Annotated in this window: 28 protein-coding genes and 1 tRNA gene; 19 read left to right on the top strand and 10 right to left on the bottom strand. The window is 61.1% G+C overall.

Annotation, left to right across the window (positions count from 1 at the left end; genetic code table 11):
* Positions 1–22: 22 nt before the first annotated feature.
* Both fabZ and rpmE read left to right on the top strand, forming a co-directional pair.
* Entirely contained in the window at positions 23–475 is a 453-nt protein-coding gene (fabZ, locus tag K3177_RS10120; RefSeq protein WP_103023502.1) for a 3-hydroxyacyl-ACP dehydratase FabZ, read from the top strand.
* 94 nt (positions 476–569) lie between these two features.
* Positions 570–797 carry a 50S ribosomal protein L31 gene (rpmE, locus tag K3177_RS10125; protein ID WP_103023798.1) on the top strand — a complete coding sequence of 76 codons (228 nt, stop codon included), beginning with the start codon at positions 570–572 and terminating at the stop codon, positions 795–797.
* Between the two features lie 54 nt (positions 798–851).
* Here rpmE and K3177_RS10130 read toward each other — a convergent pair whose 3' ends face one another.
* Both K3177_RS10130 and K3177_RS10135 read right to left on the bottom strand, forming a co-directional pair.
* Complete coding sequence (locus K3177_RS10130) at positions 852–1,286, bottom strand: GFA family protein (protein ID WP_221598174.1); 435 nt, start codon at positions 1,284–1,286, stop codon at positions 852–854.
* A gap of 1 nt (position 1,287) precedes the next feature.
* The gene (locus K3177_RS10135) at positions 1,288–1,923 is read right to left on the bottom strand and encodes a prolyl hydroxylase family protein (protein ID WP_221598175.1); all 636 of its coding nucleotides are present in this window, start codon (positions 1,921–1,923) and stop codon (positions 1,288–1,290) included.
* Positions 1,924–2,115: 192 nt separating this feature from the next.
* On the opposite strand from K3177_RS10135, the gene K3177_RS10140 reads away from it, so the two are divergent.
* The 11 genes from K3177_RS10140 (at position 2,116) to K3177_RS10190 (ending at position 11,612) form a co-directional block, all read left to right on the top strand.
* A tRNA-His gene (locus tag K3177_RS10140) sits at positions 2,116–2,192 on the top strand.
* Positions 2,193–2,243: 51 nt separating this feature from the next.
* On the top strand, positions 2,244–3,308 hold the full coding sequence (locus tag K3177_RS10145; protein ID WP_221598176.1) for a Leu/Phe/Val dehydrogenase: 1,065 nt from the start codon (positions 2,244–2,246) through the stop codon (positions 3,306–3,308).
* A 60-nt stretch (positions 3,309–3,368) separates the two neighbouring features.
* Complete coding sequence (gene ccmC / locus K3177_RS10150; RefSeq protein WP_221598177.1) at positions 3,369–4,091, top strand: heme ABC transporter permease CcmC; 723 nt, start codon at positions 3,369–3,371, stop codon at positions 4,089–4,091.
* Positions 4,091–4,231 carry a hypothetical protein gene (locus tag K3177_RS10155; RefSeq protein ID WP_173830011.1) on the top strand — a complete coding sequence of 47 codons (141 nt, stop codon included), beginning with the start codon at positions 4,091–4,093 and terminating at the stop codon, positions 4,229–4,231. The genes ccmC and K3177_RS10155 overlap by 1 nt, the downstream gene beginning before the upstream one ends.
* Positions 4,228–4,698: a cytochrome c maturation protein CcmE gene (ccmE, locus tag K3177_RS10160; RefSeq protein WP_103023507.1), complete on the top strand. Its 471-nt coding sequence runs from the start codon at positions 4,228–4,230 to the stop codon at positions 4,696–4,698. Before K3177_RS10155 ends, ccmE begins: the two co-directional genes overlap by 4 nt.
* Positions 4,695–6,650 (top strand): heme lyase CcmF/NrfE family subunit, encoded by a 1,956-nt coding sequence (locus tag K3177_RS10165; RefSeq protein WP_221598178.1) that lies wholly within the window; start codon positions 4,695–4,697, stop codon positions 6,648–6,650. The genes ccmE and K3177_RS10165 overlap by 4 nt, the downstream gene beginning before the upstream one ends.
* Positions 6,647–7,174 carry a redoxin family protein gene (locus tag K3177_RS10170; protein WP_103023509.1) on the top strand — a complete coding sequence of 176 codons (528 nt, stop codon included), beginning with the start codon at positions 6,647–6,649 and terminating at the stop codon, positions 7,172–7,174. The genes K3177_RS10165 and K3177_RS10170 overlap by 4 nt, the downstream gene beginning before the upstream one ends.
* The gene (locus tag K3177_RS10175; RefSeq protein ID WP_221598179.1) at positions 7,171–7,587 is read left to right on the top strand and encodes a cytochrome c-type biogenesis protein; all 417 of its coding nucleotides are present in this window, start codon (positions 7,171–7,173) and stop codon (positions 7,585–7,587) included. Before K3177_RS10170 ends, K3177_RS10175 begins: the two co-directional genes overlap by 4 nt.
* On the top strand, positions 7,584–8,240 hold the full coding sequence (locus K3177_RS10180) for a tetratricopeptide repeat protein (protein WP_221598180.1): 657 nt from the start codon (positions 7,584–7,586) through the stop codon (positions 8,238–8,240). The genes K3177_RS10175 and K3177_RS10180 overlap by 4 nt, the downstream gene beginning before the upstream one ends.
* 105 nt (positions 8,241–8,345) lie before the next feature.
* A complete protein-coding gene (locus K3177_RS10185; protein WP_103023512.1) occupies positions 8,346–10,292 on the top strand; it encodes a potassium transporter Kup in 1,947 nt (648 codons plus the stop codon).
* Between the two features lie 147 nt (positions 10,293–10,439).
* Positions 10,440–11,612, top strand: coding sequence for a GAF domain-containing sensor histidine kinase (locus tag K3177_RS10190; RefSeq protein WP_221598181.1), 1,173 nt, complete (start codon positions 10,440–10,442; stop codon positions 11,610–11,612).
* A 97-nt stretch (positions 11,613–11,709) separates the two neighbouring features.
* Here the strand turns inward: K3177_RS10190 and K3177_RS10195 are convergent, their stop codons facing one another.
* The gene (locus K3177_RS10195; RefSeq protein WP_221598182.1) at positions 11,710–12,075 is read right to left on the bottom strand and encodes a hypothetical protein; all 366 of its coding nucleotides are present in this window, start codon (positions 12,073–12,075) and stop codon (positions 11,710–11,712) included.
* Positions 12,076–12,207: 132 nt separating this feature from the next.
* Here K3177_RS10195 and K3177_RS10200 point away from each other — a divergent pair, with 132 nt between their 5' ends.
* The gene (locus tag K3177_RS10200) at positions 12,208–12,738 is read left to right on the top strand and encodes an AAA family ATPase (RefSeq protein ID WP_221598183.1); all 531 of its coding nucleotides are present in this window, start codon (positions 12,208–12,210) and stop codon (positions 12,736–12,738) included.
* A gap of 193 nt (positions 12,739–12,931) precedes the next feature.
* Positions 12,932–13,603, top strand: a complete 672-nt coding sequence (locus tag K3177_RS10205) for an HAD family hydrolase (RefSeq protein ID WP_247714418.1) — start codon at positions 12,932–12,934, stop codon at positions 13,601–13,603.
* A 33-nt stretch (positions 13,604–13,636) separates the two neighbouring features.
* Here K3177_RS10205 and K3177_RS10210 read toward each other — a convergent pair whose 3' ends face one another.
* Genes K3177_RS10210 through K3177_RS10230 form a run of 5 tightly spaced genes read right to left on the bottom strand, consistent with a single transcriptional unit; the run spans position 13,637 to position 18,933 of the window.
* The gene (locus K3177_RS10210) at positions 13,637–14,284 is read right to left on the bottom strand and encodes an inner membrane-spanning protein YciB (RefSeq protein WP_103023519.1); all 648 of its coding nucleotides are present in this window, start codon (positions 14,282–14,284) and stop codon (positions 13,637–13,639) included.
* Positions 14,284–15,210: a signal recognition particle-docking protein FtsY gene (gene ftsY, locus K3177_RS10215; RefSeq protein WP_221598185.1), complete on the bottom strand. Its 927-nt coding sequence runs from the start codon at positions 15,208–15,210 to the stop codon at positions 14,284–14,286. Before ftsY ends, K3177_RS10210 begins: the two co-directional genes overlap by 1 nt.
* Positions 15,207–16,382 (bottom strand): MiaB/RimO family radical SAM methylthiotransferase, encoded by a 1,176-nt coding sequence (locus tag K3177_RS10220; RefSeq protein WP_221598186.1) that lies wholly within the window; start codon positions 16,380–16,382, stop codon positions 15,207–15,209. Before K3177_RS10220 ends, ftsY begins: the two co-directional genes overlap by 4 nt.
* Positions 16,379–17,188, bottom strand: coding sequence for a diaminopimelate epimerase (gene dapF, locus K3177_RS10225; protein ID WP_221598512.1), 810 nt, complete (start codon positions 17,186–17,188; stop codon positions 16,379–16,381). The genes K3177_RS10220 and dapF overlap by 4 nt, the downstream gene beginning before the upstream one ends.
* Positions 17,189–17,235: 47 nt before the next feature.
* Positions 17,236–18,933 carry a putative bifunctional diguanylate cyclase/phosphodiesterase gene (locus K3177_RS10230; RefSeq protein ID WP_345725386.1) on the bottom strand — a complete coding sequence of 566 codons (1,698 nt, stop codon included), beginning with the start codon at positions 18,931–18,933 and terminating at the stop codon, positions 17,236–17,238.
* Between the two features lie 146 nt (positions 18,934–19,079).
* Between K3177_RS10230 and K3177_RS10235 the strand changes: the two genes are divergently transcribed.
* Together K3177_RS10235 and K3177_RS10240 are read left to right on the top strand one after the other, a co-directional pair.
* On the top strand, positions 19,080–19,487 hold the full coding sequence (locus tag K3177_RS10235) for an EVE domain-containing protein (RefSeq protein WP_221598187.1): 408 nt from the start codon (positions 19,080–19,082) through the stop codon (positions 19,485–19,487).
* Between the two features lie 115 nt (positions 19,488–19,602).
* Positions 19,603–19,785: a CsbD family protein gene (locus K3177_RS10240; RefSeq protein WP_221598188.1), complete on the top strand. Its 183-nt coding sequence runs from the start codon at positions 19,603–19,605 to the stop codon at positions 19,783–19,785.
* A 72-nt stretch (positions 19,786–19,857) separates the two neighbouring features.
* Here the strand turns inward: K3177_RS10240 and K3177_RS10245 are convergent, their stop codons facing one another.
* Positions 19,858–21,525 carry a thiamine pyrophosphate-dependent enzyme gene (locus K3177_RS10245; RefSeq protein WP_221598189.1) on the bottom strand — a complete coding sequence of 556 codons (1,668 nt, stop codon included), beginning with the start codon at positions 21,523–21,525 and terminating at the stop codon, positions 19,858–19,860.
* Positions 21,526–21,657: 132 nt separating this feature from the next.
* Here K3177_RS10245 and K3177_RS10250 point away from each other — a divergent pair, with 132 nt between their 5' ends.
* A complete protein-coding gene (locus tag K3177_RS10250) occupies positions 21,658–21,855 on the top strand; it encodes a hypothetical protein (RefSeq protein ID WP_103023525.1) in 198 nt (65 codons plus the stop codon).
* Here K3177_RS10250 and K3177_RS10255 read toward each other — a convergent pair.
* Complete coding sequence (locus K3177_RS10255; RefSeq protein WP_221598190.1) at positions 21,852–23,186, bottom strand: MFS transporter; 1,335 nt, start codon at positions 23,184–23,186, stop codon at positions 21,852–21,854. The genes K3177_RS10250 and K3177_RS10255 overlap by 4 nt on opposite strands.
* A gap of 113 nt (positions 23,187–23,299) precedes the next feature.
* Between K3177_RS10255 and pgsA the strand changes: the two genes are divergently transcribed.
* Positions 23,300–23,893, top strand: a complete 594-nt coding sequence (pgsA, locus tag K3177_RS10260; RefSeq protein WP_103023527.1) for a CDP-diacylglycerol--glycerol-3-phosphate 3-phosphatidyltransferase — start codon at positions 23,300–23,302, stop codon at positions 23,891–23,893.
* The last annotated feature ends 131 nt before the right edge of the window (positions 23,894–24,024 follow it).

A 24,024-nucleotide genomic window follows, 5' to 3' on the forward strand; every position in this document is an offset into this window, starting at 1 on the left:
TTCGGAAAATAGGGGCAGGGTGATGAGCGATTCCGGTTTCGACGTGGTCGAGGTGCTCAAGCGCCTTCCGCATCGCTATCCCCTGCTTCTCGTCGACCGGGTGAAGGAGCTCGTCCCTGACGAGCGGATTCACGCGGTCAAGGCCGTCAGCTTCAACGAAGATTTTTTCCAGGGCCATTTCCCCGGTGCGCCGATCATGCCCGGGGTTCTGCAGATCGAAGCATTGGCGCAGGCCGCCGGTGTTCTTGCGGTGGAAAGCCTCGGGCTCGCCGGATCGGGCAAGCTCGTGTATTTCATGGCCATCGAGAACGCCAAGTTTCGCGCTCCGGTGACGCCGGGCGTCCTGCTCGATCTGAAGGCCGAGTTCGTGCAGAAGCGCGCCCGGGTCTGTAAATTCGCTGGCGCGGCATCGGTCGAAGGCAAAGTAACTTGCGAAGTGAGCTTCACAGCGATGATTGCCGACGCACCCGAATAAGGTTGCCAATATCGGTGCTCGCCGCTATGCGCGCGCCTTTCCCATTCACAGCTGGACCGGTCGGAACCGTTCCGAAGCTAGAAGGACGATTACCATGAAGGCCGAAGGTCACCCCGATTACCACATGATCACGGTCAAGATGACCGATGGTACCGAATTCCAGACGCGCTCCACCTGGGGCAAGGAAGGCGACACGCTTTCGCTGGATATCGATCCGACCAGCCACCCGGCATGGACGGGCGGCACCAAGCAGATTCAGGAAGGCGGCCGCGTCGCAGCCTTCAACAAGCGTTTCGGCGGCCTGTCGCTCAAGAAGAACTGAGCGAGGCGAGCCTCGAGGCTTTACGAAAGGGCGGTCCTGCAGGGCCGCCCTTTTTCATGCGCGATCTGGGCCGCCGGTTCGTTCGAACCGCATCATGCCTGCGTAAGTGTACTCTCCACCATCGGCCGGGTGGTCCTGTCCATCGAATACGGGGACTTCGGCCAGATCGTAGATTGTCATTCCATCGATGCAGGCAAGATTGAGGCCGTAGTGATCGGGTTCGGATCGTAACTGGTGAAAGGGATGGATGCCGCATCGAGCGCAGAACCTGTGCCGGGCCTGTCCGCTGCCGAATGTGTAAAGCGTCAACGCATCATCACCCGCCGTGATTTTGCAATCTGCGATCGGCACATCGAGCATGACGACGCCCTTCATCGCGCAGATAGTACAATTGCAGCGCCGGATCACCGGATCAGCGGGCATGGTGAAAAGGAACCGTACCGTGCCGCAATGGCAACCACCGTGATGGATTTTGCCAGCTTCGATCATCTTACCACCCCCAGGGCTTTTCCCGGTACCATTTGGTAATCACGTATTTCAGCCCCTTCCTGACCTTCATGCCATGGTGGATCGTATTGGGGTTTTCGCGCAGGTCGGGGCGGCGGTTGTTCCAGCATACCAACTTGCCGGCTTCGGGCTGGAACATCTTCTTGGCAGCCTTGAAGCGCGTCGCGCCGCCGGCATCGACATCGTTGAGATAGATCATGAAGGTCCAGGTGCGCTGCCCGGCTACGGAGCAGTATCGCGTCCAGTCCTTGCCGCCCGGATTGAAATAGTCGCAGTGCGGCTTGAATTCCTGCCCCACATCGTAGCGCTGACCCTGCAACGGTTCGCCATGAGCCGGATCGATACCGTTCAGTGCATGGAGCAGAGCTTCCATTCGCATAACTGCCGGTAATCCGGCATCGAGATCGCAGGTCTCGCTGGTGCGGAAATAATTATCGTCGCCCGCATCGGCCAAGGTCGAGGGACGGCGATCCTGTTCGATCAAGGAAATCAGTTCCTGGCACAGATCTGGTGGCATGAAATCGCGTAGCTGAAACAGTTCCAGCTTCTCGCTCGGAATGCGCTGCACGCCTTCCCGCGCAAGAAGTTTATCGGCTGAAGATTCGCCCGGATTCATCATCGGCGGAACATTAGCGTCCGAAAGTGCAGCATCAACCGCGAAAGATAATTGCGTGCAATGTGCGCTGGCGCGTTTTTCGCTTCCCAATTCCCGTTCATTGTGCAACAGGCACGCGCCGTTGTGCAGGGCCGCTTGACGCTGGCCCTTGCATGCGTAACAGGCCCCCTTCCCGGGCGGTTCCGGGGGCATGTGGCGATCGTAGCTCAGTTGGTTAGAGCGCCGGTTTGTGGTACCGGAGGTCGCGGGTTCGAACCCCGTCGATCGCCCCATTTTCTCCCGCTATCAGCCGTCCATAACACCTCTCTGGGGGCATACGGCGCATGACGGCATTCTGGACCGAAGCGGATTTCGACGACCACGAACTCGTACAGGTTGTACGTGACGCGAAAAGCGGTCTGACAGCGATCATCGCGCTCCATTCCACTCACCTCGGGCCGGGTGCCGGCGGCACGCGTTTCTGGCACTATGCCGATGCGTCCGACGCCATGCGCGATGCGCTGCGCCTGTCGCGCGGTATGAGTTACAAGAACGCGATGGCCGGTTTGCCCATGGGCGGTGGCAAGGCGGTGATCCTGGCCCACCAGGACAAGGCCAAGACGCCCGAAATGCTCGCCGCTTTCGCCGATGCGGTGGATGCACTAGGCGGTAAATACGTTACGGCCGAGGACGTCGGCATTTCGGAAGCCGACATGGCTGCCGTAGCCGAGCGCACGCAGTTTGTCTCCGGTCTGCCCGTCGAAGGTGATGACGCTGCTGGCGGCGATCCCGGTCCGTTCACCGCGCTGGGCATTTTTCTAGGCATCAAGGCCGCGGTGAAGCACAAGCTTGGCAAGGACAGTGTCGAAGGCGTGCATGTCGCCATCCAGGGCACGGGAAGTGTGGGTGGAGGCGTTGCCCGCCTGCTCGCCAAGGACGGCGCTAAATTGACGCTATCCGATATCCACATGGACCGCGCCGAAGCGCTGGCCACGGAAATCGGTGCCGAAACCGCTGCGCCCGATGCGATCATGTCCATTGCCTGTGACGTATTCAGCCCGAACGCGCTGGGCGCGGTACTGGATGACGAAGGTATCGCCCGGCTCGACTGCCAGATCGTCGCCGGCGGTGCGAACAACCAGCTACGCCGGGCCGAGCACGGACCGATGCTGGCCAAGCGCGGTATTCTCTACGCGCCGGATTATGTCATCAATGCAGGCGGGATCATTTCGGTAACGCTGGAATATCTGTGCCGCAACGACAAGGCGCCGTGCGACATCAACGAGGTGCGCAAGCGCATCGCGCTGATCCCGGGCCGGCTCGAGCAGATTTGGCAGGAGAGCGACAGTTCCGGGGCCTCGCCCGATCAGGTCGCGGACCGCATGGCACAGGAACTTATCGGCCGCTGACACTGCGCCCTTGCGGGGGAGGGGCCGCGCTGTCAAAGCGGTGCCGGACGGTAAAATTCGATGCACGGCTTCGCCAATCCCAAACGCTTTCTGTCGCTTGCCAGCTTGCTGACGCCGATCTTCCTGATCGGTGGACTGCTGGTGAGTGCGGGAGCTTTGTGGTGGGGACTTACCCAGGTATCGCCCGATCGGCTGATGGGCGAAACTGTTCGCATTCTCTTCCTTCACGTACCGGCGGCATGGCTGGGTATGGGCGGATGGACGGCAATCGCCCTGTCCAGTCTGGTTTTCCTCGTCTGGCGGCATCCTATGGCGGCGCTCGCCGCTCGTGCCGCGGCGGTGCCGGGGCTCGTCTTTACACTCATCTGCCTCGTCACCGGTTCGATCTGGGGGCGGCCCACATGGGGAACATGGTGGGTGTGGGACGGCAGGCTCACCAGTATGCTGGTGCTGGCCTTCCTCTATGTCGCTTATATCGCGCTGGCACAGGCGGCCGAGCGCGAAGGCGTTTCCGCGCGCATTCCGGCGATCTTCGGTTTGCTCGGCGCAATCAACATTCCGATCATCAACCGCAGCGTGGTGTGGTGGAATTCGCTCCACCAGCCGCCCAGCATCACCATGGGCCAAAGCGCGATCGATGCTGAATTCCTGGTGCCGCTGCTCATCGCGGTATTCGGTTTCTCGCTGCTCTTCGCGGGCGTCGTGCTGGCCCGGATGCGGGCGCTGCTGGCCGATGTTCAGGCCGAAGCCCGCCTGCGTCGCAGGGCGATGGAGGCAGTTTGATGCGCGAAGCGCTGGATCAGTGGGATTTCGTCGTGGCTGCCTATGCAGTCGGCATTCTGGGCACACTTGCCATGGTGGCATGGGCTTGGATCGACATGAAGCGTGCTGAAAAACGCCGCGAGGAAAGCAGACGCAAATGAGTGCATTCAAGCCAAAGCATCAGCGGCTCGTGCTGGTGGTGCTCGCGCTGGTGGCGCTTGTGGGGGCCGGCCTGCTGGCTGCCTATGCGCTGCGCAATCAGGCCAGCTATTTTTACCTGCCGGAACAGATGCTGGAGAATCCGCCTGCACCGGGACAGGCAGTCCGCCTCGGAGGCATGGTAGAGCAGGGTTCTCTGCAAACCGCGGCGGACGGCGTGACGCTGACCTTCGCAGTGACCGGCAAGGACGATGCCCGTGTTCCCGTGCGCTTCAGCGGAATCGCACCGGACCTGTTCGTGGAAGGATCCGGCGTAGTGGCGGAAGGTCGGCTTGGCCCGGATGGCACCTTTATTGCGGACAATCTCCTCGCCAAGCATGACGAAAACTACGTGCCCCGCGAATTGCAGGAAATGACCGAGCATCAGGCCGCCAAGATGGCCGAGGAAACGACGGTCGGCCTGGAATGATTGCCGAACTGGGTCTTGCCGCGCTTTGGCTTGCCGCCGCGCTTGCCGCGACGCAGATGGTGGCCGGCTTCCTCGCGGTACGCGACAATGGCACCAGCGAACTTGCCAAGCTGATCCGGCCCGCGGCCATCGCGCAGGGCGTGCTGGTCGCATTCTCCTTTGCCATGCTGGTGTGGCTCTTCGCGATTACCGACCTGTCGGTCAAACTGGTGGTGTCGAATTCGCATTCGATGAAGCCGCTTATCTTCAAGCTGTCGGGCACGTGGGGAAATCACGAAGGCTCGATGCTCTTGTGGGTCATGGTGATGGGCTTTGCCGGCGCCCTGATCGCGCTGGTGGAACGCCGCCTGCCCGAGCGCACGATGAATGCAACGCTCGCTGCGCAGGGTGTTGTATCCCTGGGCTTCTATGCCTTCCTGCTCCTGAGCTCGAACCCTTTCGCACGCCTGCCGACGCCGGCTGCGGAGGGGATGGGCCTCAATCCGTTGCTGCAGGACATCGGCCTCGCGTTCCATCCGCCTACGCTCTACCTGGGTTACGTCGGCCTGTCCGTTGCCTTCAGTTTCGCCGTGGGCGCATTGCTGACACGGCAGGTCACGCCGGAGTTTGCCCGCGCCATGCGGCCCTGGGTGCTGGGTGCATGGGTATGGCTGACTGTCGGGATCACGGCAGGGAGTTACTGGGCCTATTACGAACTGGGCTGGGGCGGCTGGTGGTTCTGGGACCCGGTCGAAAATGCCTCCCTCATGCCCTGGCTTGCAGCGACCGCGCTCCTCCATTCCGCCAGCGTCTTGGCCAGCCGGGATGCGCTGCGGACGTGGACAATCATGCTCGGCGTCGTCGCCTTTTCCATGAGCATGGTCGGCACATTCCTTGTGCGTTCGGGCATCCTGACCAGCGTGCACGCCTTTGCCGTCGACCCGGAACGCGGGACCTTCATTCTTGTCCTGCTCGGCATATTCATCGGCGGCGCGCTGCTGTTGTTCGCTCTGCGCGCCAGTACCATCAGCGAGGGCGAGCGCTTCCGGATTGCCAGCCGCGAAGGGGCGCTGGTCTTCAATAACGTGATGCTCAGCGCCATTCTGGCGATCGTACTGCTCGGTACGCTCTATCCGCTGTTGACCGAAGCTTTCGACGTGCGCGTGTCGGTGGGGCCGCCTTACTTCAACCCCGTGGGGGCGATCTTCGCCATTCCAATGCTGGTGGTGATGGGGGTGGGGCCACTACTGCGCTGGCGGCAGGACCGTCTGGACCGGATCGGCAAGGAAGTCGCATTGTTCGGTGCTCTGGTGCTGGCCGCACTGATCCTCGCTAGCATTCTCGCCGAAATTGGCATTCTTCCGTTGCTGGGCTTGGCATTGGGTCTCGGCCTCGCTGTGGCGAGCCTGTTGCCACTGCGCCGCCGCAAGCTGTCGCGTACACCGCTCGCCATCTGGGGCATGGTGGTCGCGCATTTCGGGATCGCCGTTGCACTGCTCGGCATGTCGAGCGAAAGCGCTTTTACACAGGAACGCCTGGCTGCGCTCGAGGAAGGTGGTCGCACAAGCGTGGGCCCGTGGAGCATCGAGTTGCAAGGGGTCGAGCCCATGGCCGGGCCGAACTGGACGGCCATGCAGGCGCGGATTTCGGCCCGTTACGATGGCGGCAAAGCCAGCGTGCTGACACCGCAAGCGCGCAATTTCTGGGCGCCGCCGCAGCAGACCACTGAAAGCGCGTTGCTGACGCGCTGGAATGGCCAGCTTTATGCAGTGGTCGGCGACCGTACCCCTGACGGCCGTTGGCAGTTGCGCCTGTGGTGGAAGCCCTTCGTGCCGCTGATCTGGTATGGCGGACTGCTGGTGGCGCTGGGCGGTGTGCTCGCGCTGATCGGGCGGGTCATAACCGATATCCGCAACCGCCGCCTTGCCGTCCGCATCGCCGAGCGCCGGGCCGACCGGGAGGCACTGGCATGAACTGGCGCCTGTGGGTTCCCCTGTTCGCCTTTGCGCTGTTTATCGGCTTGGCAGCGTATCAGTTGACGCAGCCGCGGGACGATTTCGTCGAAAGTCGGATGGTCGGACAGGAGCTTCCCTATTTCGACCTGCCGCCCGCGATGGAGGGCGCGGAGGGTGTCGCCAATGTCGATTTCGCCGACGGCAAGCCGCGCCTGCTCAATATCTGGGCGAGCTGGTGCCTGCCCTGTATCGCGGAAGCGCCGCATCTCGAAGCGCTGAAGGAGCAAGGTGCTGAAATCGTGGGTGTTGCCATTCGCGACCGGCCTGAGGACGTAGCGCGTTTCCTGGCGCAGCATGGCAATCCCTACGTGCGTATCGGGCGGGACGACCTGTCCGAGGTGCAGCTGGCGATCGGATCTTCGGGGGTTCCCGAGACCTTCGTGATCGATGGCAAGGGCGTGATCCGCTATCAGCATATCGGCGATATCCGCGAGAGCGATGTGCCGGTTCTGCTCCAACGGTTGGCGGAGGCACGTCAATGAGACGTATGATTCTGCTGCTGAACACCGTTTTACTGTTCGGCATGTTCGGTCCCGCGGCAGCGCAGGATTCCCTGCCGCCGGCGCCCTATGCCTATCGCCAGCTCGACGATCCGCAGCAGGAGGCCGCAGCGCAGGACCTGATGGAAACTCTGCGCTGCCTCAAGTGCCAGTCCCAGTCCATCGCCGATAGCGATGCGCCGATGGCGGGCGACATGCGTCACCAGGTCCGCATCCGCATTGCAGCCGGCGAAAGCCCGGAAGAGGTGCGCGGCTGGCTGATGCAGCGCTATGGCGACTACGTCAGCTACAAACCGGCGGTCAGCGCCACGACATGGCCGCTGTTTGCCATTCCCGTACTGTTGATAATGTTGGCAGGTGGCATCCTGATCCGCCGCATGCGGGGCCGCGCATGAGTTGGTTGCCGATCCTGATCCTGACGGCGCTGGTCTTCGCGCTGGTCGTGTTCGTACTCAAGCTGCCACGCACGCTGTGGATGCTCTTCGGCTCGGCGCTGCTGTTCGGACTGGCGGGCTATGCGGCACAGGGAAATCCTGGCCAGCCGTCCGCCCCGGCATCGCCGGTGCGCGACGATGCGGCGCAATCTGGCGAACTGATGGTCGAGGCGCGCCGCGAATTCTATCCCGAGGGACGGCTTCCGTCGCGCTTCGTGGTTACGGCCGATGCCTTTACCCGCCGCGGGCAGCACGATCAGGCCGCGAATTTCCTGCGCAATGCGGTTGCCGAGAACCCGAAGGATGGCGAAGCATGGCTGGCGCTGGGCAATGCGCTGGTGGAGCATGCCGGGGGCAGGCTGACCGCCGCGGCCCTCTATGCCTATTCGCAAGCAGAGAAAGTCAGCCCGGAAAATCCGGCGCCGACGTATTTTCTGGGCCTTGCTTTCCTGCGCGCAGGCGAACCGGCAAATACGCTGACCCTGTGGCGCGAATTGCTGGAAAGCGCACCGGCGGATGCCGAGTGGCGGGGGCCGCTGGCGGCGCGACTCGAGCGGCTTGAGGCGATTCTCGGCGTGACCGAGCGGGACGGCTCTGTAGAAACCGAAGAATAAACAGCGTGTTGCGTCCCTTGTTGCGGGTGCGAATACATGCTGCTAATCGCGGCGACTTCGCCATACAGGCCGAGTGACACGAAGTTGTCGGAAACCCAATCCAGCATGAATGATCCCGTTCCCGCGCCGCCACCGCTGAACGAAGGCGTGCCGCCTGCGGATTCGCATGGCGGCCATGGCCATAGCGGATCGCGCACGGCGCTGGCCGTGGGCGCCATCGGCGTCGTCTTCGGCGACATCGGTACCAGCCCGCTTTACGCCTTTCGTGAAACCTTCGCGGGCGCTGCCAGCATCGCGATCGATCGCCTGCACGTGCTGGGCGTGGTCAGCCTGATCTTCTGGTCGATGCTGATTGTGGTCGCATTGCAATATGTCACCATCCTGATGCGCGCGGACAACAAGGGGCAGGGCGGTAGCCTGGCGCTCGTCGCACTGCTGAGCCGCCACATGGGCCGATCGAGCTATGGCTGGCTGGTCGTGCTGCTGGGCGTGTTTGCGACATCGCTGTTCTATGGCGACAGCATGATCACCCCGGCCATCTCGGTGCTTTCGGCGGTCGAAGGCCTGACGGTGGTCAATCCCGGACTGGATCCGCTGGTCATTCCCATAGCGCTGGTGCTGCTGATCTTCCTGTTCTTCCTGCAGAGCAGGGGCACGGCCAAGGTGGGCGCGCTCTTCGCGCCGGTGATGATCGTCTATTTCGTGACCATCGCCGGCCTCGGCCTCAATCAGATCATCCAGCATCCCGGCATCCTGTGGGCGCTCAACCCGTGGTACGCGGTGCAGTTCTTCCTGACCGACGGTGCGGTCGCATTCTTTGCGCTGGGCGCCGTGGTGCTCGCCGTGACCGGTTCGGAAGCGCTTTATTCCGACATGGGCCACTTCGGACGCGGGCCGATGCGCCTGTCCTGGTTCGGCTTCGTCATGCCGTGCCTGCTGCTCAACTATTTCGGGCAGGGCGCCATGATCGTGAGCCTGCCGGCCGAACAGGCCGCCGAAGTCGTGCGCAACCCGTTTTTCCTGCTGGCTGCCGAGGAATTCCGCCTGCCGCTGGTGATCCTTGCCACCCTGGCGACCTTCATCGCCAGCCAGGCCGTGATTTCCGGTGCGTTCAGTATCACGCATCAGGCAATGCAACTGGGCTTCATGCCCCGCCTGTCCATTCGCCACACCAGCGAAACCGAAGCGGGCCAGATCTACATCCCGGTCGTTAACTGGGCGCTGATGGTGGCTGTGATCATCCTCGTCCTGACGTTCCAGAATTCGTCCAGCCTCGCCAGCGCCTATGGCATCGCGGTGACCGGTGCAGTCACCATCGATACGCTGCTGATGGGCGTGCTGTTCGTGGGCGTCTGGAAGTGGAAATGGTTCCTTGCGCTGCCAGTGGTGCTGTTCTTCCTGATCGTTGATGGCGCCTATTTTGCCGCCAACCTCGCCAAGGTGCCCGACGGCGGCTGGTTCCCGCTGGTAGTGGGGCTCGTCGCCTTCACCCTGCTGACCACCTGGTCACGCGGCCGCAAGCTTATGCGGGACCGGATGAGCGAGACCGCTCTGCCGATCGAGATTTTCGCCAAGAGCGCGAAGAATTCCGCCACCCGCGTGCCCGGCACAGCCATTTTCATGGCCAGCCAGACCGCCGGTGTTCCCAGCGCGCTGCTGCACAACATCAAGCATAACAAGGTGCTGCACGAACGGGTCGTCATCCTGACCGTGCTGATCGCCGATGCGCCCTATGTCGATGCGAACAAGCGCTGCGAAATCCACGATCTGGGCGACGGGTTCTACCGCGCGATACTGCATTACGGTTTCATGGAAGAAACCAATGTGCCGCTGGGACTGAAAGAAATGTCCCGCTGCGGCGGCGCATTCGACATGATGCACACCAGCTTCTTCCTCAGCCGGCAGACGCTGCTGGCCAGCGACAAGCCGGGCATGCCCATATGGCGCGAGAAGATCTTCTCCTGGATGCTGCGCAACGCCGCGACCGCCATGGATTTCTTCCGCTTGCCCACCAACCGCGTGGTGGAGCTTGGCAGTCAGGTCGAGATTTAGGCCTGGGCAGGCGGCCCGGACATGTCGGGTTGTGCGCTCCGCGTGTGGCGGCGTAGTTAGCAATGATGGCCGCGTCGCAATTTCGTCTGAAGAGTGCCTGCGTCACCGGAGAGTGACACGGAATACAGCATTCTCTATCACGCTTTGATGAATTCGGATTTTTCCCGCGATGTCGAACTGGTCGGCGCTATCAGCGTCGTACCTTCCATCCTCGAGGTGGTCTGCCAGTCGACCGGGATGGGTTTTGCCGCGGTCGCGCGGGTGACCGAAGATCGCTGGATCGCCTGCGGGGTTCGGGACGAGATTGCCTTCGGACTGGAGCCTGACGGAGAGCTTCAGGTGGAAACGACGATCTGCAACGAAATCCGGGACCATCGGGACCCTGTGGCCATCGATGACGTCGACAACGATCCCACATATCATAACCACAAGACGCCACAGATTTATGGGTTGAAGAGCTATATTTCCGTCCCGATCCTACTTTCGGACGGCAGCTTCTTCGGCACGCTTTGCGCAATTTCGCCAAAACCTGCGAAGGTCAGCGAACCCAAAACGCTGGGCATGTTCAACCTGTTTGCCGAGATGATTGCCTATCATATCGAGGCCGGTCGCGCCGTAGAGCAGACCAATAAAGCGCTGCTGGACGAACAGGAAACGTCGGCATTGCGGGAACAGTTCATCGCGGTTCTCGGTCACGATCTGCGCAATCCATTGGCCAGCATCGCCAGCGGGATGCGGCTGATTGGCAAGGAGCCGTTGAGTGAGAACGGGAAATCCCTTGTCGGCCTGATCGAGGGAAGCGTGGCACGCATGGCGGGGCTGATCGATAATGTCATGGATTTTGCGCGCGGCAGGCTGGGTGGCGGCTTGACACTGACGCGGTCGCGAAAAAATATCGCGGAAACGCTCGATCAGGTGATTTCCGAGTTGGAAACCAGTCATCCGGATCGCATCATCCATAAGTCAGAATGGACCGACCTGGAGGTGGACGGCGACCATGATCGTCTTGGTCAGGTTTTCTCCAACCTGATCGGGAATGCCCTGATGCATGGCGATCCGAACGAACCCGTCAGGATCGCCCTTGTCAGAGATGGCGAGAACCTCGTATTTCGAACTGTGAATATGGGAGACACCATTCCCCCCGAAGCGATGGAGCAGCTATTTCAGCCATTCTCACGTGGCGAGGTGCGCTCGAGCCTCCAGGGTCTCGGGCTTGGTCTCTATATCTCTGCCCAGATTGCTGCCGCGCATGATGGCACGCTAAGTGCCGTATCAGCGAATGGCAAAACCACGTTTACCTTCGAACTTCCGTCCATGTGAGATGGCTTGGCCCAAACGTCAGCAAGCCAGTTCCGTCGGTTTGTGAAATCGTTGGCGGGGATCGCTCCTGAACCCTGTGACTGACGGGGGCCCCGTTTTACTGAAGTACGCTCGCCGGACACTTCCCATCCGCTACGAGCTTCGCCCGGTAGCTGTGACCATGTTCGGCGCGCCAGGCATCTGCAGCAGCCTTGCCATTTGTCCGTAAGCGGTTTTTGTATTCCGCTTCCATAGCGCGCCGCTCGGGCCCTGGCCCGGAATCGGCGAAGCAACGGGGGGAAATGGAAGCGGCTGACGAGTTGCCATCCGCGATGTCGCCTGAGATCTTGTTGGCCATGACGCTGGTTACAGCATTGCCCATAGGTATCGGATCAGTCGGCGCATATTGGCCAAACGCCGGTACGGCGCTGGAGAAAAGAACCGTTACACTGAGTATGCCAAGACCGGTGCGTCTCATTGCCATGAAAATCCTGTTCTGCAGCAGGCACGATAGACCTCGGCATGATGAACGTCCAATTTATCCCAGGACGAGTTGACGACCATCCGGGGTCGACGGGATGTCCACCGACTGATTCAAGACGAAAAGGAAGGTCCCATGAACTCTTGCCACGTCGTGCTGTCCGGTTGCTCAAGCGGCGGGAAATCGACGCTTCTGGCAGAACTTGGGCGGAGGGGCTTTGCGATCGTGCCCGAACCGGGTCGCCGTATCGTCGAGGAAGAGCTGCGAGGCGACGGGAGCGCGCTTCCCTGGGTCGATCTGAAGGCCTTCGCCAATCGGGCGCTGAGCCTAGCAGGTAACGACAGGCACGATGTGCCAGAGGAGGCCGGCTGGGTCTTTTTCGACCGCGGTCTCGTGGACGCAGCGGTCGCGCTGCAACATGCGACGGGACGAGCTGCCGCCGGGGTGCTGACAGCGTATCGGCGCTATCACGAACGCGTATTTCTGGCGCCTCCCTGGCCCGAAATCTTCGAGACAGATGGCGAGCGTCGCCACAGTCTAGCGGAAGCGAGCGCCGAGTACGATCGCCTGCTAAAGGCCTACCGCGAACTGGATTATGAAACAGTCATCCTGCCGAAGGTGAGCGTCGAAGAACGAGCCGATTTCGTTCTTCGAACGCTTCGCTGATCCCGCCGAGACTGCGCTGACGTTGACGCTCTAAGTAGTCGGCAGACGGGAAGTTGGCCCGTTACGCCATATCGTCATCATCGCGACTGTATCCAAACAGCTCGCCGGGCGCGCAAACACCTCGACCTTTACGCGCCATTCCCGCTACGCAGGCGGCTGTTGGCTCAGGACGGTGATGGGGTTAGGCTTCCGGATGGTTTTTACAGATTGCGATGCCCTGATTTTCGATAGCGACGGAGTGCTGGTCAATTCGGAGGTGATCAACATCGCTGTCGAGCAGGAGTATCTTGCCGAACTCGGGCTCACGTATGATTACGCGACCTATGTTTCCCGGTTCGTTGGCCTGGCGAATGCGGATTTCCATGCGCAACTTGCGGCGGATTTCAACGAGCACGTCGGGGGTGAATTTCCGCAGGACTTTGGTTCGCGGTTGGATGAACGCATCTGGCCCAGGATCGAGGCCGAGCTGAAGCCGCTCGACGGCGTGGAAAAACTGGTGGCTGCATTTGGCGGGCGCGTGGCGGTCGGTTCTTCGGCTTCAATCGATAAGCTTGTCCGAAAACTGGAACTTACCAAGCTCGACCGTTTATTCGCGCCTCATATCTATTCAGCCGATCATGTTCAGCGAGGAAAGCCAGCTCCCGACCTTTTTCTTTACGCCGCGAGACAGATCGATGTGCAGCCCGAGCGGTGCGTTGTCATAGAGGACAGCGTGAATGGGGTGCTGGCAGCGCGAGCGGCGAACATGACGGCTATCGGGTTTGTCGGCGGGGGACATGCGGATTCCGGACTGGCCGAGCGTTTGAAAGCCAGCGGAGCTGCAACGGTGGTTTCCAGTCACGCCGAGATTCTGGGAATGCTCTGACCGCCTCGACAAAAACGGATCGTCCCTCCGTCCTCAGGCGGTTGGCGGTTCGTCCTTCACGACTTCGTCCCTGTCTTCCAGCGCCAGCCCGTGTTTCAGCAGCATCGGGATCTGGGTGAAGGTGAAGATGAAGCTGAGCGGCATGAAGACCCACAGTTTCGCCCAGAGCCAGCTTTCGAAGGTGAGCTGCATGCGCAGCACCTCGTTCAGGACGGCCATGAAAACGAAGAAGAAGCCCCAGTTGCGCGACAGCTTGAGCCAGCCCTGGTGGTCGACGCCTTCGAAGGCCGCTTCCAGCAGGATCTGCAACAGTGCCTTGCCGCGGAGCCATCCGCCGATCAGCAGGGCGCCAAACAGGAGATAGATGGCCGTTGGCTTGATCTGGATGAATTTTTCATCCTGCAGCCAGATGGTCAGCCCGCCGAAGCCCACGATCAGTGTTGTCGAGAGGATCAGCATCGGGCTGACATGGCCGAATTTCAGCTTGCTGAAGACCAGCGCCACGACGGCTGCGACCATGAAGGCGATCGTGCCGTAGATCACTGCCGCGATCTCGCCGAAGGTCGATGTCTCGGGCGGCTGGTAAAACTTGTAGACGCCGAGGAAAACCAGCAGCGGGCCGTAATCGACGAGGATGTTGAGCCAGCCTGATTTGGGCTTGGGTTTCGCTTGTTCGTTCATCAGGCCACTCCTGCGATCACGCGCGCCAAAAGATCGGGATCGAAGGGGCGCAGATCGTCGATCTTCTCGCCGACGCCGATCGCGTGGATGGGCAGGCCGTATTGCTCGGCCGCCTGCACCAGCACACCGCCGCGCGCCGTGCCGTCGAGCTTGGTCATGACGAGGCCGGTGACGCCTGCAACCTCCTTGAACACGTCGATCTGGGACAGGGCGTTCTGGCCGTTGGTGGCATCGAGCACCAGTACGACGTCATGCGGCGCTTCGGGATTGAGGCGGCCGAGGACTTTCCTGATCTTGGCGAGTTCGTCCATCAGTTCGCGCTTGTTCTGAAGGCGGCCCGCCGTATCGACGATCAGCACGTCGGTGCCGATCTCGGTTGCCTTCTTTACCGCATCGAACACGATCGAAGCCGGGTCGCCGCCTTCTGGCCCGCGCACGAGCGGCACGCCGACCCGCTCCGCCCAGGTCTGCAGCTGACCGATGGCGGCTGCGCGGAAGGTATCGCCCGCCGCCAGCATCACGGCGTAATCGTCTTCCTGGAAGAGGTGCGCGAGCTTGGCGATGGTCGTCGTCTTGCCGCTGCCGTTCACGCCGATAACCAGGAGTACCTGGGGGCGGGGAAAGGCAGTGATTTCGAGCGGTACGGCAACGGGACGCAGGATAGCGGCGATTTCCTCTGCCACGGCTTCCTTCAGCTCCCGCTCGGTAATCTCGAGGCCGAAGCGCTTTTCGCGCAGCTTTTCGCGAATACGCGCGGCTGCCGACGGGCCGAGGTCGGACAGGATCAGCGCATCCTCGACATCGTCCAGCGTGGCATCGTCCAGCCGCGCAGTGCCCACCACCTCGGTCAGGTTGCTCGTCAGTTTCTCGGAGGTCTTGCGGAAGCCCCCGAACAGCCGGTCGGTCCAGCTTTGCTTGTCACTCATTGCAGAAGGCCATTCTCGAAACATGTCGGCGATACGGTGATCACGCTGCCGGCGGGTATGCCCTCGGGTAGGGATACCCGGGCGAAATGCGGCGTGTAGCCGGTCCCGTCGCGTTCGGCGAGGACGGCGTGCGGCTTTTCGACGAGCGATGAAAGCCATGCGTCGCGCGTAGAGCTCGCCAAGGCACGCAATTCGGCAGCGCGGCGCTTGACCGTTTGACGCTCGACCTGCGGCATTCGGGCGGCTGGCGTGCCGGGGCGGGGCGAATAGGGAAAGATGTGGCCATGCACGATGCCGAGTTCGCGGACGATGGACAAGTTGCTCGCGTGATGGTCCTCGGTTTCGGTGGGGAAACCGGCAATCAGATCTGCGCCAATCGCGCAATCGGGGCGCAGGTCCTTGAGCCGCGTAACGAGGTCTATCGCATCGCGGCGCAAGTGCCGGCGCTTCATGCGCTTGAGGATGAGATCGTGACCATGCTGCAGCGAGAGGTGAAGGTGCGGCATGAGACGCTGTTCATGGGCGAAGAGTTCGAACAGCAGCGGATCGATTTCCACCCCGTCGAGCGACGACATGCGCAGGCGCTGGAGGTTCGGGAAGCGATCCAGCACTGCGCGCACGAGTTGGCCGAGGGGCGGCGTATCGGGAAGATCGTGGCCCCATGAGGTGACGTCCACCCCGGTCAGCACGATTTCGGGCGCGCCGTGGTCGAGATGCCGTTCCACCTCGGCCAGAACCTCGGCGATCGTCAGCGAGCGGCTGGGCCCGCGTCCCTGCGGAATGACGCAGAAGGTGCAGGCATGGTCGCAGCCGTTCTGTACTGCGATAAAGGCGCGGGTGCGATCCTGCGGGGCAGGGGCAGCATCGGCGGGGACGTTCCAGGCGCGCGCGTCGAGCTTGGCCGTATTGGCGACAAGTCCGTCGACCTCGGGCATGGCGGAAAGCTGATCACGCTCGATATCGGCAGCGCAACCGGTAACCAGCAGGCGGGCATCGGGATTGGCGCGACGCGCGCGGCGGATCGCCTGCCGTGTCTGGCGTACCGCCTCGCTGGTCACTGCGCAGCTGTTGACGACTACGAGGTCCCGTTCCCCGGCCAGCATGGCGCGGATCTGCTCGCTTTCGGAAATGTTGAGACGGCATCCGAGTGAAATGACCTGCGCTTCGCTCACGCGAAATCATCCCATTCGAAGCTTCCGCGATAAGCTTCCGTGGCGGGACCGGTCATGCGGATGCGGTTGTCTTCGCCCCAGGCAATGGTGAGATCGCCGCCGGGCAGGGTCACGGTGACCTCGCGTTGGACCAGCCCGCGGCGCATGGCGTGGACGGCGGTTGCGCAGGCACCAGTACCGCAAGCCTGTGTAAGTCCGGCGCCACGTTCCCAGACGCGAAGGCGGATGTGGCCGCGGTTTTCAATCGTCGCGACATTGACGTTTACACGCTCGGGAAAGAGCGGATCATTCTCGATTTCCGAACCCAGCACATCGAGCGGCACGGCACCGCAGTCCTCGACGAAAAATACTACGTGCGGGTTGCCAACATTGACCGCGCCGGGTTGGTCGAGGCCATCCCAGCCGACCGGCATCACGGCCGTATCCATGCCATAGGCAAGCGGGATCGCGTCCCATTCGAAACGGGGTTCACCCATATCGACACTGGCCCCGCCCGTCGCCGGTTCGATCCGGATTGTGCCACCTGCCGTTTCGACGTCTGCTGGCGCGCCATGGAGGAGCGCAACGGCGCGGCTGGCGTTGCCACAGGCTCCTACCTCGCTGCCATCCTGATTGAAGATCCGCATGCGGAAATCGGCAGCACTGCTTGGCTGCAAAAGGATCAGTTGATCGCACCCGATCCCGGTGCGACGGTCGGCGAGCGCGCGGGCGATGCTGCCATCGATGTGCGGCAAGTCCTTTGCGCGAGCATCAAGCACGACAAAGTCATTGCCCAGTCCATGCATTTTGGTGAAATCGACGCGCATCGTGCGGCGCATCTATGCATTTGGCGCCGCAGCGTCCAGTGCATGCGTCAGACGGCGCGAGTGCCGCCTTCGCGCCCGGGCTGACGCTTGCCGAAATCAACCTCCGTCACATTGGCTGGCAGATCCTTGGCGAGGAGATCCTGCTTCTCTAGCCGGCGGAGAACGTCGGCCGCCGGTTCAGGTCGCCCATAGTGGTACCCCTGGCCCTTCATTTTCCCCATCCGCTTCAGCGTTTCGAGAATGATTTCGTTCTCGATGCCTTCGGCCGTCACCGGGAGTTTGAGCCCATCGCTCATGGCGAGGATGGCATCGACCAGCTTGGCGCCGTTTTCCTCGTTCTTGAGTTCGGCAATGAAGGCACGGTCGATCTTGAGATTGTCGAACGGGAGGCTGCGTAGCTGGGCCAGGCTGGAATAGCCGGTTCCGAAATCATCGAGACTGATATGGACGCCCTGATTGCGCAGAGAGGTGATCATCGAACGCACCATGCCGACATTTTCCAGTAGGCAGCTTTCGGTGATTTCGATGACAAGGCGATTGGCGGGGAAGTTATGCTGCACAAGTAGCTTGAGCAGTTTCTGCGCAAACCAGGGATCCCGCATCTGGACGGGCGATATGTTCACCGACAGCGTCAGGCTCGCGTCCCATGCGAGCGCGTCCTGGAAAGCCTGCGCGATAAGCCTCTCGCTCATCTCGCCGATGACCGCGATGTCTTCGGCAATCGGAATGAAAATGTCTGGTCCAACCAGGCCCATCTCGGGCGATTCCCAACGTGCAAGCATTTCGAAGCCGACAATCCTGCCGGTTTCGAGATCGATCTGCTGTTCGTAATAGGGACGAAATTCTCCGTTCACGATGCCGCGGCGGATGCCGGCCTCCAGTTCGTTACGGAAGCGGAGTTCATTTTCCATCGACGGTTCGAACCAGTAGAAGCGGTTCTTTCCCTGCTTCTTGGCGTGGTACATGGCGATATCCGCCTTGTGCATGAGGCTTTGAGCAGAGGTGGTGCCATTGCGCATATCGTCCAGCTGCCGGCTGGATGCGATACCGATCGAAATGGTGATATCGATCGTTGCTGTTCCGCACTTCACCGGGCGCGCAACCTGTTCGGTCATCCGGGCGGTTAGCTGATCGACCCGATCGGGGACCTCAGGGTGATAGGGCACGACGCATACGAACTCATCCCCACCGAGCCGCGCGAGGATCGCCCCGTCCGGTAGCAGGCGATCGATCCGATCGGCCGTATTGCGCAGAACCTCGTCGCCCGCCTGATGCCCATACAGGTCGTTGACCTGCTTGAAGTTGTCGAGGTCGAGCGCGATTGCGGCAAGCGCATGTTCGCGCCTTTCCAGATGCGTCAGGCGATCGCCGAGCAGTGTCGTAAAGCTGCGGCGATTGAAGCAGCCGGTGAGATGATCGATGTCGGCGAGCCGGCGCGCCTCTTCTTCGGATTTCCGGCGTACCTTGAGTTCGGCAGAAAGCGATTTGTAGCGCTGCCACCCCAGAAGGATGAGCGCCACATTGAGCAACAGGGCATTCGTAAGCGCCACATCCGGAGATGCTGCTTCGCCATTCCACGCCTTGAACAGCGCGGGCAGAACGACGCCTGCCGTGCCCACGAAGAGGATAACGGCGGCAAGAGCGATGCCGAGGGAGACGAAATCGCGTTCGCCGACGCCGGTCTTCTGCCTGGCAGAGCCAGGTCGACGATCGATTTCAGATGAGGTCTCAACGACCAATGCCACCCCCTGGCGTCCGGTTACGTTTCCTCAAATATACTCATTGCACCTAAGAACCGGTTAATTGCCGGGCACGACGGGAAGGCGGGTGGCAATACTGTGCATGGATCGCTAACCGCGGCGCCAAGGCGAAAAAATGGAGAAGACCCGCGATGCGCTACTGGCTGATGAAATCCGAACCCTTCAAATATAGCTGGGACGATCTTGTTAGCGAGGGCGAGGGTACATGGGACGGGGTGCGCAACCACCGGGCCAAGAACAATCTCGCCGCGATGGAGGTGGGGGATCAAGCGTTTTTCTACCACTCGCGCGAAGGGCTGGAGATTGTCGGCATATGTGAAGTCAGCGTGGCCGGGATCACCGACCCGACCGATCCAGAAGACAAGTGGGCTGCGGTAAAGGTGAAACCCAAAACGCAATTGCCCCGTCCGGTGACCCTGAAGCAGGTGAAGGCCGAGCCGAAATTGGCCGACTGCGAGCTCGTGAAATATTCGCGGCTATCGGTGGCGGAAATCAAGGCCGACGAGTGGTCGATAATCTGTTCGATGGCTGGCATCTGATCTTCGTCGCAACCCCGGTTCGCTTGGTCGCGAGGGCGAGGAACGTAACTCGCTATCAGATCGTTATGTCCCTGTAGCCGCGCGATTATCCGCGCGATCGAAAAGGAGACGTATCATGGGTGAACTTACAGACAATATCAAAGGTAGCGCAAACGAAGCAGCTGGCAATGTAAAGCAGGCAGTTGGCAAGGCGACCGACAACGAACGTATGGTTGTCGATGGCAAGACCCAGGAACGCAAGGGCGAAGTCCAGCAGGTCAAAGGCAAGGTCAAGGGCGCTTTGGGCGACGACGTCTGACGATAGCGCTACGCTGAGATAACAGCGAGGAAGGCCACCTCCCCATCAGGGGCGGTGGCCTTTTCTTTTTGGTCAGCGATTGCGAAGGGCGCTGACGCTTGCTCCGCTGGCAGCAAGTTGTTCGATGTCGATGGTGCAGTGAATGAGGCGGAGACCATTCCGTCCATGTGCCGCAGAAAGTGCATCCTTGAATTCATCCGTCGTCGCTGCCTTGGCCGACCAGCCGCCATAGGCAGCCGCCAAGGCGGCAAAATCCGGATTGACCAAGCGCGTAGCGCTGATCCGGTCTTCGCCAGGGAATTCGCGCTCCTGATGCATCCGGATGGTGCCGTACGCGGAATTGTCCACCACGATCACGATCATATTCCCATCATGCTGTACTGCGGTCGCAAGCTCCTGCCCGTTCATCAGAAAATCGCCGTCACCAGCCACCGCGACAACCGTTTGCTGAGGAAACCGCAAGGCGGCAGCGACTGCGGCCGGAACGCCGTAACCCATGGCGCCGCAGGTGGGAGCGAGCTGGGTGGGAAACCCCTCGTAGCGCCAGTAACGGTGCCACCAGCCCGAGAAATTGCCAGCACCGTTACAAATGATCGTATCTGCGGGGAGGGTGTCGCGCATGAATTGCACGGCCTGACCCATGTCCAGCGTATGGCCGTTGGGATGCGCTGTAGCCCATTCCTCCCATTCGGCGTGGGCCTGCATTCCGGCATCGAAATCGATAGCCTCACCATCATCCCAGAGTGCCGCGCTCTCGGCAAATTCGTCCATCGAGGCGCAGATTGCCAGATCGGCCGGATAAACGCTGTTAAGCTCGTTCGCATCCGGGTGGACATGAACCAGCTTGCGATCGCCATCGATCAGCGGGGGTACGGTGTAGCCATCCGTCGTCGCTTCCCCGAGCCGCGCACCGATCGCGAGTATCAGATCAGCGTTCCTGACGCGTTCGACAAGCTTCGGACTGGGGCCGTAGCCGAGGTTTCCGGCATAAACCTTACTTGAACTTGAGATTGCATCCTGCCGACGGAAAGCCGTTGCAACGGGAATGCCCAAACGCTCTGCGAAGATCTGGAAATGTTCGCGAGCCTTGGCATTCCAGCCGGCTCCCCCGATGATCGCAATGGGCGAGGCGGCATCCGCGATCATCGCGATCATCGCCTGCATGGCATCGGGGCAGGGGGCCTGCGCCGCGCGTTCCACCCGCGCGCGCGGCTTTGCGGACGTATCCCGGCCCAGCATGTCTTCGGGAAGAGCAAGGACGACGGGGCCAGGCCGACCCGAAACCGCCATGGCATAGGCGCGCGCGACATATTCCGGAATGCGATCCGCCGAGTCGATCCGCGCGGCCCATTTGGCGATCGGGCCGAAGAAGGCCGCGAAATCGACTTCCTGAAACCCTTCGCGGTCGCGCATCTCACTGTCCACATCGCCAACGAACAGGATCATCGGCTGGGAATCCTGCATGGCCACGTGAACGCCGATGCTGGCATTGGTCGCGCCGGGACCGCGGGTTACAAAGGAGACACCCGGGCGGCCCGTCATCGCCCCGTCGGCGCAGGCCATGAAAGAAACCCCGCCTTCCTGCCGACACGTTACGACGTCGATGGCGCTTTGTTGGCCCAGCCCGTCGAGAACCTGAAGGAAGCTTTCGCCGGGAACCGTGAAGACCCGGTCGCAGCCCTGTTCGATCAGGCAATCGACAAGAAGCTGGGCGGCTTGCGGAGTGTTGGGTGCTTTCATGCCACTGCGGTTAGCCCGCGTAGGTTGCGCGCGCAATCGCGCCAAACATGGTTAATTTCCGACAAACCGTTTCAACGGGGGACAGCGCTTATCTGACCGGAGACCAAATGGTTAAAAAAGCATTAATCCCGCATGATGAGACGCGCACTTGTATTGACGAGCGAAGGATCGCGGCACTGGTTCAGAGCCAGCCTCCCGCAGCGCCGTGCCGCATTTGCCGATATTCCGGCGAACACGCCAATCGATTGGCGGTTGACCGCAGACGATGTGCGCGGGGTGGCAACGACCTATTTCGCGACGGTCGCAGCCGTGCTCGCGTTTATCGTCTAAATTGCGCCGGCGGCGATTTCCGCCGCTTCGTTCTCAGCCGCGATCAGTCTCTTGGCGAGCCACGCGGAGAACAGACACATGGCGGCGCACAGAAGAATCTGTTCTGTGATCGGGACACCGACAGCGCTCAGTGCCATGGCCAGAAGCGATCCGCCCACCATAGCGCCCGAATTCACGATATTGTTCGCCGCGATGGTCCGCGATGCCTTGTCCGGTGATACACGCGTGGTCAGAAAGGCGTATAGCGGGACGACGAACATGCCGCCTGCCACTGAGATGCCGAGCAGGCACAGCATAAGCAAAGACGCCATGGGCCACGCGATGAACTCGCCCACGTCCAGCAAGTCCGCCGGTTGGTCCGCTTCCCACAGTTTGGCGACAACGTAAAAGGCGACCACGAACAGACCCATCACTATGACCGACGCTGGAGAATAGCGCGCGGATACTTTGCCCTTGAGTAACGCGTTCACCGCCACTGACCCTATTGCGACGCCAATCGAAAATACCACGAGGAAGAGACTGGCTACTTCGGGACTGGCCATAATCGTGTTCTTTGCCAGCGGCGGAAACTGGATGAACAGCACGGCGCCGATCGTCCAGAAAAAGCTTATGGCGAGGATCGCGTAATAGACTTCCGCATTGTGCATCGTGTCCCGCACCAGCTTCACCGATGCGCGAAGGACATGCCAGTCGAGCTTTTCGATTTCGCCAAGAGGCGGTGCGGGGGGGATCTGGCGGCTGATTATGTAACCGATACACGAGACTACGATGATCCCCATCGCGGCCCACCCGGTATAGTCGACCGCCAGGGGACCTGCCAGGATCGTACCCATCAGGATGGCGATGTAAGTACCAGCCTCGACCAGTCCGGTCCCGGCTAGCACTTCGTCCTTCTTCAGATGCTGCGGCAGGATTGCGTATTTGATGGGGCCAAGGAAAGTGGACTGCACGCCGGTCAGGAATAGCGCGAGCAGCAGCAGCGGGATCGCCACCGTGTGAACCATTATCCCGCGCCATGCCATGTACAGGCCTGCGGCCCCGATCATCATGAGCCCGATCTCGCACATCTTTACCGTGCGGATGATCTTTGCCTTGTCGCGCATATCGGCCAGTTGTCCGGCGAGCGCGGAGAGAATGAAAAACGGGAGGATGAACAAGGCGGAAGCCAGACTGCTGAAGCTGGATTCTGTCGTTTCGTCGTTATAAACCGCATAGACGACGAACAGGACCATTGTGGTCTTGTAGAGATTGTCGTTGAATGCGTTGAACAACTGCGTGACGAAGAGCGGCAGAAACCGCCGGCGGCGCAGCAAATGCGTGGCTGTAAACATGACCCCCCGGGTGGAAACCCATTCTTGCACTGCTGTGTAGTCCTATCGCGCCAGCGGACAAGGCCATTCGGCGGCTTTTGCGATGCACCGATTGCCGCTAGAGCGGAGTGGTAATGCTCAATCTGCCGAACATCCTCACGCTGTCACGAATCATGGCCATTCCGCTGCTTGCCTGGTTCCTGTGGTGGCCGGGGTGGGAGATGGGCTATTTGATCGCCTTCGCACTGTACTGCCTCATGGGGATTACCGATTATTTCGATGGCTATCTCGCGCGGACCAGCGGGACGGTATCGAAGCTGGGTATCTTTCTCGACCCGATTGCCGACAAGATCATGGTCGCTGCCGTCATATTGGTCCTGGCGGCGCAGGGTGTTCTGAACGGGCCCTATGTTGGCGACATGCATGTCGTCGCGGGACTTATCATCCTCATGCGCGAGATTGCGGTATCGGGCCTGCGCGAGTTTCTGGGACCTCTGCAGGTATCCGTTCCGGTCAGTAAACTGGCGAAATGGAAGACGACGTTCCAAATGGTCTCGCTCGGAGCTCTGATACTCGGGGAAGGGCTGCCACGCTGGACGATGATGATCGGCGCAGTCGATGCGAACATTCCGCACACCGTCGGGCTGGTGACGCTATGGGGCGCAGCGGTGCTGACGGTCATAACGGGTTGGGATTATCTGCGGGTTGGCCTGAAGCACATGGACTGAAGCTGTCGCAGCGGGGGAGGGAACTGACAGACGCCGTCACCTCCGCGGGCAAATTTCTTTGCCATCGCGTCGCAAGAATGCTGGCGTAACTCCGCAGGCTCTCTAGGTAACAGACGAACTGCAAATTTCGG

Source organism: Qipengyuania pacifica (genome assembly GCF_019711555.1).
Taxonomy (GTDB): Bacteria; Pseudomonadota; Alphaproteobacteria; order Sphingomonadales; family Sphingomonadaceae; genus Qipengyuania; species Qipengyuania pacifica.